Annotated in this window: 12 protein-coding genes; 3 read left to right on the top strand and 9 right to left on the bottom strand. The window is 55.0% G+C overall.

Features of this window, described 5'->3' with window-relative positions:
• The first annotated feature begins 174 nt into the window (after positions 1–174).
• The 3 genes from QT231_RS16995 (at position 175) to glpK (ending at position 4665) form a co-directional block, all read left to right on the top strand.
• Positions 175–2160, top strand: a complete 1986-nt coding sequence (locus QT231_RS16995; RefSeq protein ID WP_308338023.1) for an SLC13 family permease — start codon at positions 175–177, stop codon at positions 2158–2160.
• Positions 2161–2285: 125 nt separating this feature from the next.
• Complete coding sequence (locus tag QT231_RS16990) at positions 2286–3044, top strand: DeoR/GlpR family transcriptional regulator (RefSeq protein ID WP_308338022.1); 759 nt, start codon at positions 2286–2288, stop codon at positions 3042–3044.
• 136 nt (positions 3045–3180) lie between these two features.
• Positions 3181–4665 (top strand): glycerol kinase GlpK, encoded by a 1485-nt coding sequence (gene glpK, locus QT231_RS16985; protein WP_308338021.1) that lies wholly within the window; start codon positions 3181–3183, stop codon positions 4663–4665.
• A 147-nt stretch (positions 4666–4812) separates the two neighbouring features.
• Here the strand turns inward: glpK and QT231_RS16980 are convergent, their stop codons facing one another.
• The 9 genes from QT231_RS16980 to betA form a co-directional block, all read right to left on the bottom strand.
• Positions 4813–6453, bottom strand: coding sequence for an FAD-dependent oxidoreductase (locus QT231_RS16980; protein ID WP_308338020.1), 1641 nt, complete (start codon positions 6451–6453; stop codon positions 4813–4815).
• Positions 6454–6580: 127 nt separating this feature from the next.
• Positions 6581–8344, bottom strand: coding sequence for an ABC transporter substrate-binding protein (locus tag QT231_RS16975; protein ID WP_308338019.1), 1764 nt, complete (start codon positions 8342–8344; stop codon positions 6581–6583).
• Positions 8345–8439: 95 nt separating this feature from the next.
• Positions 8440–8712, bottom strand: a complete 273-nt coding sequence (locus QT231_RS16970; RefSeq protein ID WP_035578838.1) for a DUF2160 domain-containing protein — start codon at positions 8710–8712, stop codon at positions 8440–8442.
• Between the two features lie 12 nt (positions 8713–8724).
• The gene (locus QT231_RS16965) at positions 8725–9621 is read right to left on the bottom strand and encodes a carbohydrate ABC transporter permease (RefSeq protein WP_308338018.1); all 897 of its coding nucleotides are present in this window, start codon (positions 9619–9621) and stop codon (positions 8725–8727) included.
• A 1-nt stretch (position 9622) separates the two neighbouring features.
• Positions 9623–10510 carry a carbohydrate ABC transporter permease gene (locus QT231_RS16960; RefSeq protein WP_064233048.1) on the bottom strand — a complete coding sequence of 296 codons (888 nt, stop codon included), beginning with the start codon at positions 10508–10510 and terminating at the stop codon, positions 9623–9625.
• The gene (locus QT231_RS16955) at positions 10503–11603 is read right to left on the bottom strand and encodes an ABC transporter ATP-binding protein (protein WP_308338017.1); all 1101 of its coding nucleotides are present in this window, start codon (positions 11601–11603) and stop codon (positions 10503–10505) included. Before QT231_RS16955 ends, QT231_RS16960 begins: the two co-directional genes overlap by 8 nt.
• The gene (locus tag QT231_RS16950) at positions 11596–12693 is read right to left on the bottom strand and encodes an ABC transporter ATP-binding protein (RefSeq protein ID WP_308338016.1); all 1098 of its coding nucleotides are present in this window, start codon (positions 12691–12693) and stop codon (positions 11596–11598) included. Before QT231_RS16950 ends, QT231_RS16955 begins: the two co-directional genes overlap by 8 nt.
• A 252-nt stretch (positions 12694–12945) precedes the next feature.
• Positions 12946–15441, bottom strand: a complete 2496-nt coding sequence (locus QT231_RS16945; RefSeq protein ID WP_308338015.1) for an acyl-CoA dehydrogenase — start codon at positions 15439–15441, stop codon at positions 12946–12948.
• A 223-nt stretch (positions 15442–15664) separates the two neighbouring features.
• Positions 15665–17338 (bottom strand): choline dehydrogenase, encoded by a 1674-nt coding sequence (betA, locus tag QT231_RS16940; protein WP_308338014.1) that lies wholly within the window; start codon positions 17336–17338, stop codon positions 15665–15667.
• Positions 17339–17522: the final 184 nt, after the last annotated feature.

The following is a 17522-nucleotide window of genomic DNA, read 5'->3' as shown; positions in this document are numbered from 1 at the left end:
CATTGCCGGGCTGCTCCGTTTTTATAGGATAGGTGTTGATAAAACTCTCCATTTGCAGGGGCTATACGTGTGTATAGTAAACGTCTAATGTGCAGTAGTTGGCCATGCTGTGAGCGTGGCGTGCATCCATCGTAGGCTGCCCCTATCAAACGGTGGCAAGGGAGTAGGTAAAGGATGTCGGCTGAGGACTTAAGTGTTGAAAGCTCAGGTGCACAGGGCTCAGGGGTTGAGAATTCAGGTGTTGAAAACGTAAGTATTGAAACGTTAGATCTTGGCTGGTTAACGCTTACCCCTAGCACACTGGTGTTTATCGTGCTGGGACTAACGCTTGCTGCGTTTATCTGGGGGCGATTCCGCTATGACTTAGTGGCACTAACAGCGTTGCTGGGTTCGGTCATGCTTGGGCTAGTCCCGGCCGGAAGTGCGTTCGCTGGTTTTGGCCATCCGGCGGTGATTACCGTGGCCGCTGTGCTGGTGCTTAGCCGGGGATTTGAGCGCTCGGGCGTGGTCGATATTATTGCCAACCAAGTGCTTAAAGTAGGTGAAAACCTGCTGCTACAGCTCTTGGTATTGGTGGGCACCATCGTACTGCTATCGGGTATTATGAATAACGTGGGTGCCCTGGCGCTGTTGCTACCGGTGGCTATGCGACTTGCCCGCGAGCACAACACGTCTCCCTCTCTACTGCTTATGCCGCTGGCGTTTGGTTCTTTGCTCGGCGGTTTGACCACCTTGATTGGCACCCCGCCCAATATCATTATTTCCAGCTATCGCCGGGAGGTTACGGATGAAGCGTTTAGCATGTTTAGCTTTTCGCCGGTCGGTATCGCGGTTGCGCTAGCAGGGTTGGCGTTTATCGTTCTGGTCGGTTGGCGTTTGACGCCCAAGCGTAGTGGCCAGGCCTCCACTGATGAAATGTTCGACACTGCCAACTATCTGGTGGAGTTGAAAGTGGGCGAAGAGTCAAAAGCCAAAGGCTTGACGCTTCAGCAGTTACGCGATGAGCTGGATGAAACCATCCCCGTGTTAGCGGTGGTGCGAGATGACAACCGTCGTGCTGGCTATAACTTCCACGGCGCCTTGGAAGAGGGCGATATACTGCTGTTGGAGGCAGGGCCCGACGAGCTGCAAATGCTGGAAGACAAAGTGGGGCTCAGCGCGATCGCTGAGCTTGAGGAAGAGCTGGAGGACGAGCCAGGGGAAGACGCACAGGCGAAAGATACCGAGCATTCAGCCAGCGACAAAGAGGCTGATAAAGCTAAAAAGAAAGATGCCGCCCAGGATCAACAGCGGGTAGATACCGAGGGCCTGCAACTCATTGAGGCCGTTGTGCGTAATGACTCTATGATGATTAACCGCAGTGTACGGCAGCTACGCTTGAACCATCAGTTTGGACTGCACCTGGTGGCCGTTGCCCGGGATGGCGGGCGCTTGAAGCAGCGGTTGCGGGATATCCGATTTAAGAACGGCGACGTTTTGCTATTGCAGGGCAGCGAAAATGAAATTTCAGACAGTCTCGCCTCACTAGGGTGTCTGCCGCTGGCTAGCCGCGAATTGCATCTGGGGCAGCCGCGTAAGCTGGCCATGTCGGTTGCTATTTTTGCCTTGGCGATCACGGCGATGCTGTTTGATCTACTTCCGGCGGCCGTGGCCATGAGTAGCGCTGCACTGATTTCGCTGCTGATTGGCGTATTACCGTTACGCGAAGGGTATCAAGCCATTGATGGCCCCGTTATCGTGCTGTTAGCGGCGATGATACCCGTGGGTGAAGCGTTGGAAACCAGCGGCGGCGCAGATTTGATTGCCAACGTCTTGCTCAGCTTTGGCAGTGACTGGCCGGTCGTCGTCACCATGATCGGGCTGTTTTTACTCTCTATGCTGCTCTCCAATGTGGTCAACAATGCGGCGGCTGCGCTGCTGATGGCGCCTATTGCGGTGAGTTTAGCCAATGGCTTCGATGTCTCACTCGACCCGTTCTTGATGGTGGTGGCGGTTAGTGCCTCCTGTGCGTTTTTAACCCCGATCGGACACCAATCCAATACGCTGGTGCTAGGGCCTGGGGGTTACCGTTTTGGTGATTATTGGAAATTGGGCCTGCCGCTTTCATCGGTCGTTCTGGTGGTTGCGATCCCGCTAATTTTATTGGTGTGGCCACTTTAGTACGTGTTATCACCGTGCAGTCCGTCGGTGTGGTGCCCGTCGAATTGCTTGATGAAAGCTATTAGGTTTCGAAAATTTTGCTAGATTATGTTCAGATATCAATAAAAATCGAACAGGCCGGGCTTATGAATCAACAATTTCGTCAGGATGCCATTGTCGAGCTGGTTCGCCAGCAAGGCTATATGAGTATCGAACAGCTCACCGATCATTTTGCCGTGACACCGCAAACCATCCGCCGCGATTTGAATACCCTGGCCGATGAAGGGCGGGTGCGACGCGTCCATGGTGGGGTGGGAATCGAGTCAAGTACGGTGAATACCGCCTACAGCACGCGTAAGACGCTGCATCTGGAAGAGAAAGAGCGTATTGCCCGCTGTTTAGCCCAGCATATCCCTAATCACTCCTCACTGTTTATCAATATCGGTACCAGTAACGAAGTGATTGCTCAAGCGCTGTTAGAACACCAGGGCCTTGAGATTATTACCAATAACCTTAATGTTGCCGCCATCCTGCAGCATAAAGAGGATTTCACCGTGATTATCGCCGGTGGCCAGGTGCGCTCCCGGGATGGCGGCATTATCGGCGAAGCCACTATCGACTTTATCAATCAGTTTAAAGTGGATTACGGCATTATCGGTATCAGTGGTATCGACGAGGATGGCTCGCTGCTGGAGTTTGACTACCAGGAAGTGCGCGTGGCCCAGGCAATTATTGCCAATTCCCGGCGCATCTATTTGGCGGCAGACTACTCTAAATTTCACCGTAACCCGGTCGTGCGGCAGGGGAATCTGGAACAGCTGGATGCGTTATTTACTGACCGCAAGCCACCGGAAGCGATTCTGCGATTGCTCAATCAGCACGATGTGGCGCTGTACATTGCTTGATGAGATTGCTTGATGAAATTGCTTAATGAGGTAGTTTCATCCTTGAGCATTTTGGATGGCTGGAGTAGCCTTGGATGATAATAAAGCGAAAGTAAGTATACAAAATCGAAAGACAATACAACAAAGTGAACTCGATATGTCCTCTTTTATACTCGCTATTGATCAAGGTACCACCAGCTCCCGCGCCATTCTGTTTGATCGTCAAGGCCAAGTGGCCGCTGTTGCCCAGCAGGAATTCACCCAGCATTTCCCCCACGACGGCTGGATTGAGCACAACCCCGAAGATATTTGGGAGACGGTGGTAGCAACCTGTCGGGACGTCATGCACAACGCTAAGGTTTCTGCTGAGCAAATAGCCGGCATCGGTATTACCAACCAGCGGGAAACCACTATTGTTTGGGATCGGCAAACCGGTAAACCACTCTATAACGCCATCGTCTGGCAGGATCGCCGCACCTCAGATTTGTGCCAGTCGCTGCGCGATCAAGGCCACACCGATGTCGTTCAGGCGAAAACGGGTCTTTTAATTGACCCCTACTTTTCAGCTACGAAGCTTGCCTGGATATTAGATAACGTTGAGGGTGCCAGGAAGCGCGCTGAGCATGGCGAGCTGGCATTCGGTACGGTGGATAGCTTTTTAATCTGGCGGCTGACCGGTGGTCAGCAGCACGTGACTGATGCCACTAATGCTTCACGTACGGCGCTGTTTAATATCCATACCCAGGAGTGGGATGAAGAGCTGCTGACGCTGTTTAATATTCCCGCCAATTTACTGCCTGAAGTAAAAGACTCAAGCGATGATTTTGGCACTACCGAAGCGCACTGGCTGGGCGCTGCGCTGCCCATTGCTGGGGTGGCGGGGGATCAGCAGGCGGCTTTAGTGGGGCAGGCGTGCTTTCAACCGGGGATGGGCAAAAGCACCTACGGCACCGGCTGTTTTATGATTGTGAATACCGGTGAAACACCGTCGCTGTCGCGTAATCGCCTACTGACCACGATTGGCTACCGGCTTAACGGTAAGCCGACCTACGCTATGGAGGGCAGCATTTTTGTGGCCGGGGCGACGGTGCAGTGGCTGCGCGATGGCCTAAACCTGTTTGCCGACGCATCGGAAACCGAAGCTCTGGCCCAGCAGACCCGCAGTGGTCACAGCGTTTATCTGGTGCCCGCCTTTACCGGCTTAGGCGCTCCCCACTGGGATCCGAAGGCACGCGGCGCTATTTTTGGCTTAACCCGGGACACCGGCATCGCTGAAATAGTGGCCGCTGGCCTGCAAGCGGTGTGCTATCAAACCCGCGATTTACAGCACTGCATGAACGACGATATGGAGGCTCCACCAGGCACTTTGCGCGTCGATGGCGGCATGGTAAAGAATAGCTGGGTGATGCAGTTTCTTGCCGATATGCTAGGTGTTCAGGTAGATCGCCCAACTATTTTGGAGACCACCGCACTGGGCGCGGCTTACTTAGCTGGGCTGCGTCTAGGTTGGTATCAAACGTTGGAAGAGATCGAGCAGCTGTGGCGCTGTGAGAAAAGCTTTATGCCGACGATGGAAGAGACCACCCGCGAGCAGCTCTATCAGGGCTGGTTGGACGCCGTTTCACGCGTGCGCTCTACCTAGGTAGGGCCCAGTCGCCGACGCTTAATGACTGTTCTTAATAACTGTTCTGTTTACACACACTAAAGCCCCCTCATTGATATGAGGGGGCTTTTTAAGTTTATTCACTGAATATGTTTAATCACTGAATATATTTAATCAATAAAGAGGTTAAACCACAGAAGAAGTCGGCGGTAGCGCGGTATCGCGATTTTGTTCAAAGTACTGGTTAAAACGCTCGTCAGCGTCGTCGCCAAACAGCACTCGACACGCCTCCTTTAAGCCGCTGGATTGGCGTAATTGTTCATGAGGCACCACCAGTGAGACTTTCGCGCGACGGCGCAGGAAATCCTCGAGCTGGGTGATCATCTCGTGGTCGCGGGCATGCTCAATCTCACAGCGGATGTACTCTGTGCCTTCGATTAAAATTTCGCCCTGAGCGGGATCCTGACGGATTTTCTCAAGCATCGGTATGGCCTGATCGGCGTAGCGGCGCCAAAGCCGAATGGAGAGCAGCTCGGATGAGGTAGAGGCCGTCATGGCATCCAGGTTCATGCGCTTGGCTTGATCCATAAACTGCTGTTTCACGGGCTTGGGCGGTTCTCCATACCACTGAAAATTGGGGTCTGACAGGGCAACGCCCAGGCGGCCCACCGCTTCGGCAATCTCATCGCCAACGTTCAAACAGTCGGTAAGTTTACCGCCAAAGATGCTGATATGGGCGCTTTCGGCATTGGTGTCGATCACGTGCTTTCGCGATAGCTGTAGAAAGTCGCGGTCACTGCCCTGGTTATCTTTAATGGCAAGCGGTCTTACGCCGCAGCGCGTTGAGATAATGTCATCCTGGGTGAGCGGTTTATCCAAGGTGAGGCGTTTATTGATATTCTCCAGCACAAAAGCGATATCTTCGGCGGTAACGTCCACCTCAGGGTGCTCCATGTGGGTATCGGTGGTGCCGATACAGGTGCGATTGCCCATGGGAATAACAAAAAACAGCCTGCCATCGTCGGCAAAAAAAGCCAGCACTCGCTGCGAGTCGGTTAGCTGCGGAACAATGAGATGAATGCCTTTGGAGTAGAGGTGATGATGAGTGGTCTTTTGGCCGGTGAGCTCATTGTGCTGATCTACCCAAGGGCCGGCGGCGTTGATCAACACCTTGGCACGGATATCGAAAGTATTGCCATCCATCACGTTGCGCGCTTTGGTCACCCATAGATCACCTTCACGCTCGGCGCCGAGTGACTCCACGTAGTTGACGGCAGTTGCTCCATAGTTAAGCGCGTGGCGCACAAAGTTAAATACAAAGCGTGCGTCGTTATCGTGGAGGTAGGCGTCGGAGTACTCGAAGCCGCCCACGGAGTCCTTGATATCGATAATGGGCTCTTGTTGCTTGATTTTTTTCGGCGAGAGCAGGCGCGGCAGTTTCGTGAAGCCATTGCCCATTAGCCAGTACAGCCAGGTTCCCGCCCACAGGTAGCGAGGCGAGTGGCGAAAACCTTTTGAAATAGTGGTCAGGAAACGAATCTCCTGCACCGTGGAAGGGTAACTCTTAATCAAGTGATTGCGGCTTTTGCACAGCTTGCGAACCAGCGCAAAATCCTTGCTTTCCATATACTTAATGCCTCCCCACACTAGGTTGGAGGAGTGCATGCTGGTACTGCCCGCGAAGTCGCCGCGGTCAATCAGCGCGACTTTTGCGCCTTTGCCAGCCAGCGCCGCCGCCGTGGCTGCGCCGTTAATACCGCCCCCGATAATCAGGGCATCAAAGGTCTCGTGAGGTAATTTTTCAATGTTTCGATTTCGCAGTTTCATAGCGGATCCAATTAACCAATAAATAGCCCGGTTGCCGTGGGTGTTTTCTCTTGTGCTATGGCCTGCCGCCAATGAAACCCTTGACAGGGCGGGCGGTTGCCCGCCCTGCAAGCGTTACGCGTGGTGATTATTGGCGCGTACCGGCTTCCATCCAGGCTTCCATCATTTCGTCATAAGGAACGGTGGTGCCTTGCGGCATTTCATTCTCCAGCTTGGGTTTGGGTGAGCCTTCCTGATCCAGCCAGTATTGCGGATCCTGCTCTTCGTTGAGTACGGGAGCATAGCTGTCGAAGACGTTGGCCCGGGCGAGACGATGCATGGTGCTATCCATATCCGCCGCCAGTTTGTCGAGACCTTCCTGAGGCGTGACTTCACCACTCATGACGGGGGCCAGGTTCTGCCACCATAGCGGGGCCATGCGTGGGTAATCAGGCACGTTGGTACCGGTAGGCGTCCAGTTTGACTCGTTGGGGCTGCGGTAGAACTCCACCAGGCCACCCAGCTTGGGCGCCATTTCGGTCATCTGCTCAGAGAAAATGTCAGATTCACGGATCGGCGTTAAACCATGCATGAGTTTTTCTAACGACACCGTTTTAGACACGGTGAACTGGCCGAACAGCCACGCCGCGGTGCGCCGGTCTTCCGGGGTAGAGTCAAAGAATGTCCACGCCCCCACGTCTTGGTAGCCCACCTTCATACCCTCTTCCCAGTAAGGGCCGGTAGGGGAAGGCGCCATGCGCCATAGCGGATTGCCTTCGTCGTCGGTCACCGCAACCGCAGGGTCGGTCATATCGGCGGTAAAGGCGGTGTACCAGAAGATCTGCTGGGCAATATGCCCCTGTGCAGGTACCGGGCCCGCTTCACCAAAGGTCATGCCCTGCGCTTCGGGTGGAGCAAAGTCGCGTAGCCAATCAACGGCTTTTTGCATGGCAAATACCGAAGCGGGTGAGTTGGTAGCGCCGCCGCGGCTGACGCTTGCGCCTACCGGCTGGCTATCTTCATTGACGCGAATACCCCAATCATCCACTGGGTTGCCAGAAGGTACGCCGGGGCTTCCCATGCCCGCCATGGAGAGCCAGGAGTCGTGGAAGCGCCAGCCCAGCGACGGATCGCGGCGGCCATAGTCCATGTGGCCATACACTTTGGTGCCGTCTATTTCTCCTACGTGTTCGGTAAAGAACTCGGCAATATCCTCATAGGCTGTCCAGTTGGTGGGCACGCCTAAGTCGTAGCCGTAAATTTCCCGGAACTGCTCTTGCAGGTCTTCGCGTTGGAACCAGTCATAGCGGAACCAGTAGAGGTTGGCGAACTGCTGGGTAGGCAGTTGATAGAGGCTGCCATCTGGCCCGGTGCCGTACTGCAAGCCAATGAAATCATCCAGGTCGAGGGTAGGCAGCGTGTAGTCGGCCCACTCGTTCTCCATCGCCTCAGTTAGGTTGATAGTCGTGCCGTAGCGGATATGCGTGCCGATGGCGTCGGTGTCGTTGACGAAGCCGTCGTAGATACTGTTACCCGACTGCATCTGGTTCTGCATGGTGTCCACCACATCACCTTCACCGATGATGTTGTGGGTCAGATTGATGCCGGTGAGCTCGCTAAAGGCTTCCGCTAACACTTCACTTTCATAAACGTGGGTGGTGAGACCTTCGGCAACGGTTTGGATATCCATGCCCCGAAAAGGCTCGGCGGCTTTGGCAAACCACATCAGCTCTTCGATTTGCTCTTCACGGCTCAGCGTCGAGTTTTGGAAGTGCTCATCGACCAGGCGCTCAGCAATAGCGCGGGTATCCTCTTCCTGCGCTGACAGCGTACCCGATGCCAGCAGCAAGCTGGCGGCGAGGGTTGTCAGTCTGAATTTCGTGAGTTTGGATTTATTGCAGTGCTTTTGCATGTTGACCTCGTTTTGTTGTGTTCTTCCTTGATGGCTTGGCCGTCCTTGATACCGATTAAACGCTGGTGGCATTGCCCAAAAGCTAGTCCCAAGGGCTAACCCCAGCGCATTAAAACCAGCAGCCATACGGCTGATACCGCTAGTGCAATCCAAATGGAGAGTGAGGTGAAGCCAATCACCCCCAAGTGGATAAAGGCCGCTGAGAGCAGGCCGATAAACAGCCGATCCCCGCGAGTGGTGGCAATGGGTAAAAATCCTTTACGCTCGATGGTGGGCGACAAAATCTCCCATACCGTCATGCCTGCCAGCATGGCGGCAATCGATGAAAAGAATATGGCGGTGGGCACTGTCCATACCATCCAAGACATAGTGAGATCTCCTCAGGTACGGCCCAGGGCGAAGCCCTTGGCGATATGGTTGCGAACGAAGTAGACCACCAGAATGCCGGGAATAATGGTGAGTACCCCCGCAGCGGCCAGGGTGCCCCAGTCAATTCCGGAGGCTGTGGAGGTACGTGTCATGATCATGCCGATGGGTTGCGCATCAGTGGCGGTCAACGTACGTGCCAGTAGTAGTTCTACCCAGGAGAACATAAACAGGAAGAACAGCGTGACGCCGATACCGGAACGGATCATGGGGATAAAAATCTTGACGAAAAAGCGCGGAAAGCTGTAGCCGTCGATATAGGCGGTTTCGTCGATCTCTTTAGGTACGCTGCTCATAAAGCCTTCCAAAATCCAGATAGCCAGCGGGATATTGAATAGGCAGTGAGCCAGCGCGACAGCAATGTGGGTATCAAACAAGCCCACTGAGTAGTAGAGCTGGAAGTAGGGCAGCAGGAATACCGCAGGTGGCGCCATTAGGTTGGTCAGCAGCCAGAAAAACAGATGCTTGTCGCCAATAAAGGTGTAACGGCTAAAGGCGTAGGCGGCGGGTAGCGCGACGCAAATGGTGATGAGCATATTCATCGCCACGTAGAGTATCGAGTTAACGTAGCCCATGTACCAGCTTGAGTTGGTGAAGATGCCGATATAGTTATCAAAGGTCAGGTTCTGGGGCCATAGCGTCATAGAGCCGAGAATTTCGCTATTGGTCTGGAGCGACATATTGATCAGCCAGTAAATGGGCAGAATCATCAGCGCCAGATAAAGGCCAAGCAAGATACGCGAGCGCCAGTGGGCCCGGGCGGTGCGGTTACGCCGCTTGGCCGGTGACACCTTGCTAAAAATCGTGTTGTACTTTTCACCGCGCTGGGTGTTTTCGAGTTGATAGCTCATGTTAAGCACCTCCATGCGGCGGTTTGTCTTTCTGCATATTCATAATGGTGGTGTAGAACACCCAGCTCACCAGCAGAATGACCAGGAAGTAGATCAGCGAGAACGCTGCAGAAGGGCCTAAATCCTGTTGACCGACCGCCATGGTGGTCAGGGATTGGCTTAAGAAGGTGGTGGCGCTGCCTGGCCCACCACCTGTCAATACAAAGGGCTCGGCGTAGATCATAAAGGAGTGCATAAAGCGCAACAGTACGGCGATAACCAGTACGTTGGTAAGCTTGGGCAGCTGGATATAGCGGAACACCGCCCACTTCGAGGCCCGATCGATACGCGCTGCCTGATAGTAAGCTTCGGGAATCGAGCGCAGGCCGCTGTAGCACAGCATGGCCACCAGCGGGGTCCAGTGCCACACGTCCATTAAGATGATCGTTACCCAGGCATCGCCCGCATTACGAGTAATATTGTATTCGACACCTAGCTGGCGCAGGCCCCAGCCCATTAAGCCGATATCGCCGCGGGTAAAGATTTGCCAAATACTGCCTACCACGTTCCAAGGGATTAGCAGCGGCAGGGTAATGAGGATCAGCACCGCCGAGGCCTGCCAACCGCGTTTGGGCATAATCAGCGCGATACCGATTCCTAGCGGAATCTGAATGGCGAGAATAATCAGTGAAAACGATATTTGGCGAAGAAACGCCGCCTGCAGCGCGTCGTCATTGAGCATGCTTTGAAACCACTCGGTGCCGGTAAAAAAGCGTGCGTTGGGGCCGAGTACGTCCTGCACCGAGTAGTTGACTACGGTCATTAGCGGAATGATGGCGGAGAATGCCACCAATACCAGCATGGGCAGCACCAGTAGCCAGGCTCTGTTATTGGGTACTTTGTTATTCATGGCCGGCCTCCACCAGGTATTCATCGATATACAGCGCCACATGGGCAGAATCGAAGTGCGCAAACGCCGCCTTGCTCACCGGCGGGTGTCCTTCTGGCAGGCGGGCTTTAAAGGTTTGTTCGTTGAGCTTGAAAGTCAGCAGGGAGTAGGTGCCCAGGTCTTGCACGCTAACCACTTGAATCGGCACGCTATCGGCTGAAGGGCTTGAGGAGATAGCAATAAACTCAGGGCGAATGCCCAGCTTGATATTGGCCGAGCTAGCGTTGGCGACTGCGTGCTTCATCTGCCCACTAACCGGTAGCGGCTGCGAGCCGAACATGACTTGATCGTCTCTGAATTCGACGGCCATAAAGTTCATACCGGGGCTGCCAATAAAGTAACCCACAAAGGTATGCGCCGGGCGTTCGAACAGTTCTCGAGGTGTGCCGAATTGCACCACCTGGCCTTCGTACATCACGGCAATTTTATCCGCGAAGGTAGAGGCCTCCAGCTGATCGTGGGTCACGTAGATCATGGTGATGTTAAAGCGCTCGTGAATCTCCTTGAGCTTGCGGCGCAGTTTCCACTTGAGCTGCGGGTCGATCACGGTGAGCGGTTCGTCAAACAGGATGGCCGTGACGTCGTCGCGCACCAAGCCACGGCCCATGGAGACTTTCTGCTTCTCATCGGCGGTCAGGTTTTTGGCTTTGCGATCCAATAGCGGGGTTAGCTCAAGAATATCGGCGACTTCGAGCACCTTGGGTTTCACCCGGTACTCGGGGGTATTCATATTGCGCAGGGGAAAGGCGAGATTGTCGAACACCGTCATGGTGTCGTAGATCACCGGGAACTGAAACACCTGGGCAATATTGCGCTCTTCCGGGGGCAGCTCATTGACTCGCTGGCCGTCAAACAGCACGTCACCCTCTGAAGGTTCCAGCAGGCCAGAAATAATGTTCAGTAGGGTCGATTTACCGCACCCTGAAGGGCCCAGTAGTGCATAAGCGCCGCCCTTGTGCCATACGTGTTCCATCTGGCGGATGGCGTAATCCGCTGCGCCCTTGGGGGCTTTTTCGTAGGAGTGCGCCAAACCTTTTAACGTGATCTCAGCCATGGGCAGCTCCTCCCTGACGTGCAGGAATATGTACTGTGTGGCCCTGCTTGTCGAAGGCGTAAAGCTGGTGGGTAGGGAAGTACACTTTCAGGGGTTGATTAACACTAAACTGGTGTATGCCCGCTAAGTGCAGAACGAGAGGAAAGCGCTCATGGTGAACATGCAGAAACGTTTCTGAACCGCTAATCTCTGCTACATCTACATGCACATCCAGCGCCAGGTCATCGGCCTGCTGGGGTTGCAGGGTGAGGTGCGACGCCCGCACGCCAAAGTCATAATCCCCTGGCTCAAGGCGTTTTAGCTTCTCATCGCAGGGAAAGTGCAGCGATTGATCGAAGGTAATCTCGCTGTCGGTCAACTGGCCGGGAACAATATTGATGGGTGGTTCGGAGAACATCTCTGCGCTGAAACGGCCGTTGGGCTCGCGATAGACCTGCTCGGTAGGGCCGTATTGAAGCAGTTTTCCTTCGTGAAGAACCGCCGTGTTGCCGCCCAGCGCTAACGCTTCATTGGGCTCGGTGGTGGCGTATACCGCAATGCAGTTACGCGCTTTAAACAGCTCGCGTAGTTCGTCGCGCAGCTCTTCGCGGAGTTTATAGTCCAGGTTGACCAGCGGCTCATCAAACAGGATTAAGTCGGCGTCTTTGACCAGCGCCCGCCCCATGGCGGTACGCTGCTGCTGGCCTCCCGAAAGCTCCTGGGGGTAGCGATTCAGCAGGTGTTCGATATGCAGCATTTCAGCAATTTCGCCAACCCGCTTATCAATTTCGCTTTTAGGTTGCTTGGCTAATTTAAGCGGCGAGGCAATGTTGTCGTAAACGGTGAGGCTGGGGTAGTTGATAAACTGCTGGTACACCATGGAGACGTTGCGTTTGCGCACCGAAACATTTGTTACGTCTTTGCCATCCATGATGATCTTGCCTTTGGTAGGCGGTTCAAGACCTGCCATTAGGCGCATCAGGGTGGTTTTTCCGGCCAGCGTTCGACCCAACAGTACGTTGAAGGAGCCCGGCTCAAGGGCTAGGTCTATTCCGCTGATATGCGGCACACCGTTAACGATGTGGTCGATATTTTGCAAATGTAAGGACATGCCGATCTCGCTAGCGTCGTTGTTATTGGATAGGGTTGTTTAATTAGGCTGTTGGATCAGGTTGTTGGATCAGGTTGTTGGAATAGTATAGATCGTTTTCGTTTACGAAAGGCTAGTTGATCGTTTGCGAACTTGCAACGCGTTTTTGGCGCATTGGTCTACGCATTTAGGCGTAGAAAGTGAACACAAAAAAGCCGACCCCTGGTACTCAGGAGTCGGCTCGTTTACTGGTAACGCTTTGAAAAAGGGGGGTTACTTAACGTTTTCCTGCTCCTCTTTCTCCTGCCTGGACGCTGGCGCAGGCTTTTCATTATGGTCGATCAGTGTGGATTTGTTCTTGGCAAAGGCATCGTAGGCGAAATCGTCCACGGTGAGCATTTCCAGCACTTCGGCCTCGAAGGTGCGCATAAAGTCGGCATCCTCGGCACTGATCAAGCCTTTTTCCAAGCCAGCCTCGACCCGTGCTTCAGGGTGAAGCGCTGTCTGCGGCAGCTCGCCTTTGGCATAGGCCTTGTTGACGGTGCGATAGATTTTTTCGGCGCGGTCATAATCCACCAGCAGGGCGTTGTAGCGGGCCAGCGGGTTGCGCTGTTCACCGTCGTCTGCGTCCCAGGTGTTTTCCAACAGTTTCGTGCGTAGGGCGCTGTGCGTAGAAACACGCTGGGCAATATCCCGGGCCAGATCGTCGTGGGGTTTGTTCCAGCGGCGGCCAGTAGGCATCACTACAGCGTTGAGCGTTTTGCCCAGCGCACGGTTGGGTAGATTATCGAAAATCTCCACGAACGCCTGCTCAGCACGCTGGAGCAGGAAGCGGCAGCTGTAGTGCAGCAGTGCCTCTTCGCCTTCTACCTTGCTACCTGCCTGCCACTGTTTGAGCACCATGGAAGTGAGGTAGAGATTAGAGAGCACATCACCCAGCCGCGCAGAGATCATTTCACGTTTCTTCAGCGCTGAGCCCAGGCTCGCCATTGCAGCATCGGCACACAGGCCAAAACCAGCAGAGAGGCGGGCGATATCCTGGGCATAGGCTGCTGCGGGGCCATCGAAGGGTACGCTGGCTTTGCCGATGCCAAAGCCCAGAGTAAAGGCGCGGGCTGCGTTGCCGAAGATCAAGCCCGTATGGCCGAAGAAGGCTTTATCGAACGCCTTCATATCGTTGGCGTCTTTCGCCGCCAACTCGTCCAGTACGTATGGATGGCAGCGAATCGCGCCCTGGCCAAAGATCATCAGGTTGCGGGTCATGATATTGGCGCCTTCCACGGTAATCGCTACCGGGTTGGCGCTGTAGCCGATTCCCAGGTAGTTACGCGGGCCTAGGGTGACCGCCTTGCCGCCGTGAACGTCCATGGCGTCGCTAAGGATGACGCGCTGAAACTCGGTCAATTGGCTTTTCAGAATCGCCGAAGGGACGGCGGGTTTTTCGCCGTGGTCGATCATATTGGCAGTTTGATACACAGTGGCCTGGGAGATGTAGGCCAATGCCGCCATACGAGCGAGAGGCTCTTGCACCCCTTCCATCTCGGCAACCGGCACGTTGAACTGGCGACGAACGCGGGTGAAACCACCGCTCCAGCCCAGGGCGTAGCGAGCGGTGCCGGTAGCGCCTGACGGCAGGGTGATGCAGCGGCCAATCGAGAGGCACTCCACCAGCATCCGCCAGCCTTGGCCAATCATATCCGGGCCGCCAATAATGGTATCCAGCGGCACAAAGACATCTTTACCAATAATCGGGCCATTCATAAAGGGGCTGCCGATAGGGTGGTGACGACGGCCGATTTCCATGCCAGCAGTGTCGCGGGGGATCAGCGCCAGGGTAATACCACGGTCTTCTTCGTCACCGAGCAGTTTTTCCGGGTCAAACAAGCGGAAGGCCAAGCCCACTACAGTGGCGATGGGCGCCAGAGTGATCCAACGCTTCTCGAAGTTAAGGCGCAGGCCAAGTACTTCTTCGCCATTGATCGTCTTTTTGCAGACTACGCCGGTGTCTGGCAGCGAGGTAGCGTCTGAACCGGCACGGGGGCCGGTGAGGCCAAAGCAGGGAATTTCACGGCCATCTGAGAGGCGCGGAAGGTAGTGATCTTTCTGCTCTTGGGTACCGTATTTAAGCAGTAGCTCGCCAGGGCCGAGGGAGTTGGGTACACCTACGGTCACCATCAGGGTTTCGTTAGCAGAAAGCTTTTGCAGCGCCATGGACTGCGCTTTGGCCGAGAAGCCAAGGCCGCCGTACTCCTTCGGGATAATCATGCCGAAGAAGCCCTCTTTTTTCAGGTAGTCCCACAGCTGCTGGGGCAGGTCGGCGCGCTCTTGAGCAATATCCCAGGCGTTGCACATGCCAGCAGCCTTGGCGCACTGATTGGCCAGAAAGGCTTTTTCATCGTCGCGCAGGCCATCGTCTTTAAAGGCGTGCAATTTGTCCCAATTGGGCTTGCCTGAAAATAGCTCGCCATCCCAGGAGACGCTGCCCGCTTCCAGGGCCGTACGCTCTGTAGCAGACACTTTAGGTGCTACCTTTTTAAAGGTGGCGAATAGGCGCGGTGTGAGCCACTTGCGACGCAGTGCTGGCAAGCCAGCCACTGCCACGGCAGCTGCGCCAATCAGCAGCAGTACGCCAATAACTTCGGCGTCAAACAGCAGGCCAACAAGGCCCAATACGCCAAGCACCGCTATTGCCGCGGGGGCGCCTGCCTCGCGACGCATCACGACGAGCAAGCCAGTAATGGCGAGCACGATAAGAAGTAGGGTGAGCATAGTGTCTCTCTCAGTTGGTGGCCTTTATTGCTGGCCAGCTGTTGTTAGTAAAGTGTTAGTGCTGGTTAAAATGATCAATCGAACACTTGTTTGAATATTGGCAGATGGTACCCGCCTCGTGCAAGTATTTAGGCATGTTTAGCGCTGCAAATGCGATGCGCTCATCAAAAAAAACGCCATGGCGGCAGGCCATGGCGTTTGGAGTAGAAAACCGACTAAATGTTCAGGCGCGTTTGGCCGGTGCGCCGTTAGCCACATAGTAGTCTACGCTGGCGCGGGGAAGCGGTTCATGACCCTTGATACGGTCAGCGATTTTCTCCGCCAGCATAATCGTCGGCGCGTTCAGGTTGCCGGTGGGTATCACCGGGAAGAGTGAAGCATCGACCACGCGCAGACCCTCAACACCATGAACGCGGCCCTGACCGTCGGTGACCGCCATATCGTCGTTACCCATCCGGCAGCTGCCGCAGGGGTGGTAGGCAGTTTCGGCGTGCTGTTTGACGAAAGCATCGAGCTCGGCATCTGTTTGGACGCCTGGGCCGGGGGCTATTTCACGGCCACGGTACTTATCAAACGCGGGCTGGCCGATGATGTCCCGGGTGAGGCGAATGGCGTCGCGGAACTCTTGCCAATCTTTCTCTTTGGCCATGTAGTTGAACAGAATGCTGGGCGCAGCGTGTGGGTCTTTCGAGGTCAAGCGAATACGCCCGCGGCTTTCTGAGCGCATGGAGCCAACGTGAGCCTGGAAGCCGTGGGCTTGTACCGCGCTTTTGCCGTTGTAGCTGATGGCGATGGGAAGAAAGTGGTACTGCAGGTTGGGCCACTCTTCTTCATCGCGGCTGCGGATAAAACCACAGGATTCAAACTGGTTGCTGGCGCCCACGCCGGTGCCTTTGAACAGCCACTCGGCGCCAATTTTGGGCTGGTTGTACCACTTCAGCGCCGGGTAGAGGGAAATCGGCTCTTTGCACTCGTACTGGATGTACATCTCCAGGTGATCCTGGAGGTTTTCACCTACGCCGGGAAGGGCGTGAACTGTTTCGATACCGAGCTCTTTGAGCAGTTCCGGGTTACCGATGCCTGAGCGCTGAAGAATCTGTGGGGAAGCAATAGCGCCACCGCAGAGCAGCACTTCACGACGGGCGTAGGCCTGCTGTTTTTCGCCTTTCTGCTCATAGCGCACACCTACTGCACGTTTGCCTTCAAACTCAATAACGTCGGTAACGGCATGGGTTTCAATGGTGAGGTTGTGGCGCTGTTTGGCGGTATCCAGGTAGCCCCGAGCTGTGGATGCGCGGCGGCCTTTGGGCGTGACGAAGCGATCCATGGGGCCAAAGCCCTCTTGCTGGTAGCCGTTAACGTCTTCGGTTTCCGGGTAGCCAGCCTGTTTGCCCGCTTCAATAAAGATGCGATAAAGCGGGTTATTAGTATCTTTAGGTGTGGTCACGCTGACCGGGCCATCGCCGCCATGGTAGCTGTTGGCTCCAATGTCGCGGCTTTCGCACTTTTTGAAGTAGGGCAGGCAGCTAAGGTAGTCCCAATCTTCGAGGCCGGGCTGCTTGGCCCAGTTGTCGTAATCGAGTGCATTGCCACGTATATAGCACATGCCGTTTATCAGCGAGGAGCCGCCAAGGCCTTTACCGCGACCACACTCCATTCGACGACCGTCCATATGCGGTTCGGGGTCGGTTTCAAACGCCCAGTTGTAGCGCTTGCCCTGCAGCGGGTAGGCAAGGGCAGCAGGCATTTGGGTGCGGAAATCGAAACGATAGTCAGGGCCGCCCGCTTCTAACAGCAAGACGCTGACGCTGCTGTCTTCGGTGAGGCGGGTAGCGAGCACATTGCCCGCGGAGCCTGCGCCGATAATGATGTAATCAAATTCGCGTGGTTGAGACATCAGTGCTTCCCTCATCAAGATGGTAATGAGTTGGCACAGGTAGGCGTGACACGAAAACGCTGTGAACCCATATATGGTCTCCTCCCTGCTTGCAAGGCTTCGGTCATCGATGCAGGAACAGGTTGCTGCCATATATCCGGCCTGTGCATGAGGCGTCGTCTCCTGGCGCCTCTGGCCCCGATGA

Origin of the sequence: Halomonas sp. SpR1 (genome assembly GCF_031010175.1) — a bacterium.
GTDB lineage: Bacteria > Pseudomonadota > Gammaproteobacteria > Pseudomonadales > Halomonadaceae > Vreelandella.
The sequence above is the reverse complement of the archived record's forward strand: the minus strand, read 5'-3'. Positions and strand labels throughout refer to the sequence as shown.

Excerpts from the sequence above, each read along its gene's own strand:
- QT231_RS16995 (WP_308338023.1), top strand. The coding sequence starts at position 175 with ATGTCGGCTGAGGACTTAAGTGTTGAAAGCTCAGGTGCACAGGGCTCA.
- QT231_RS16990 (WP_308338022.1), top strand. The coding sequence starts at position 2,286 with ATGAATCAACAATTTCGTCAGGATGCCATTGTCGAGCTGGTTCGCCAG.
- glpK (WP_308338021.1), top strand. The coding sequence starts at position 3,181 with ATGTCCTCTTTTATACTCGCTATTGATCAAGGTACCACCAGCTCCCGC.
- QT231_RS16980 (WP_308338020.1), bottom strand. The coding sequence starts at position 6,453 with ATGAAACTGCGAAATCGAAACATTGAAAAATTACCTCACGAGACCTTT.
- QT231_RS16975 (WP_308338019.1), bottom strand. The coding sequence starts at position 8,344 with ATGCAAAAGCACTGCAATAAATCCAAACTCACGAAATTCAGACTGACA.
- QT231_RS16970 (WP_035578838.1), bottom strand. The coding sequence starts at position 8,712 with ATGTCTTGGATGGTATGGACAGTGCCCACCGCCATATTCTTTTCATCG.
- QT231_RS16965 (WP_308338018.1), bottom strand. The coding sequence starts at position 9,621 with ATGAGCTATCAACTCGAAAACACCCAGCGCGGTGAAAAGTACAACACG.
- QT231_RS16960 (WP_064233048.1), bottom strand. The coding sequence starts at position 10,510 with ATGAATAACAAAGTACCCAATAACAGAGCCTGGCTACTGGTGCTGCCC.
- QT231_RS16955 (WP_308338017.1), bottom strand. The coding sequence starts at position 11,603 with ATGGCTGAGATCACGTTAAAAGGTTTGGCGCACTCCTACGAAAAAGCC.
- QT231_RS16950 (WP_308338016.1), bottom strand. The coding sequence starts at position 12,693 with ATGTCCTTACATTTGCAAAATATCGACCACATCGTTAACGGTGTGCCG.
- QT231_RS16945 (WP_308338015.1), bottom strand. The coding sequence starts at position 15,441 with ATGCTCACCCTACTTCTTATCGTGCTCGCCATTACTGGCTTGCTCGTC.
- betA (WP_308338014.1), bottom strand. The coding sequence starts at position 17,338 with ATGTCTCAACCACGCGAATTTGATTACATCATTATCGGCGCAGGCTCC.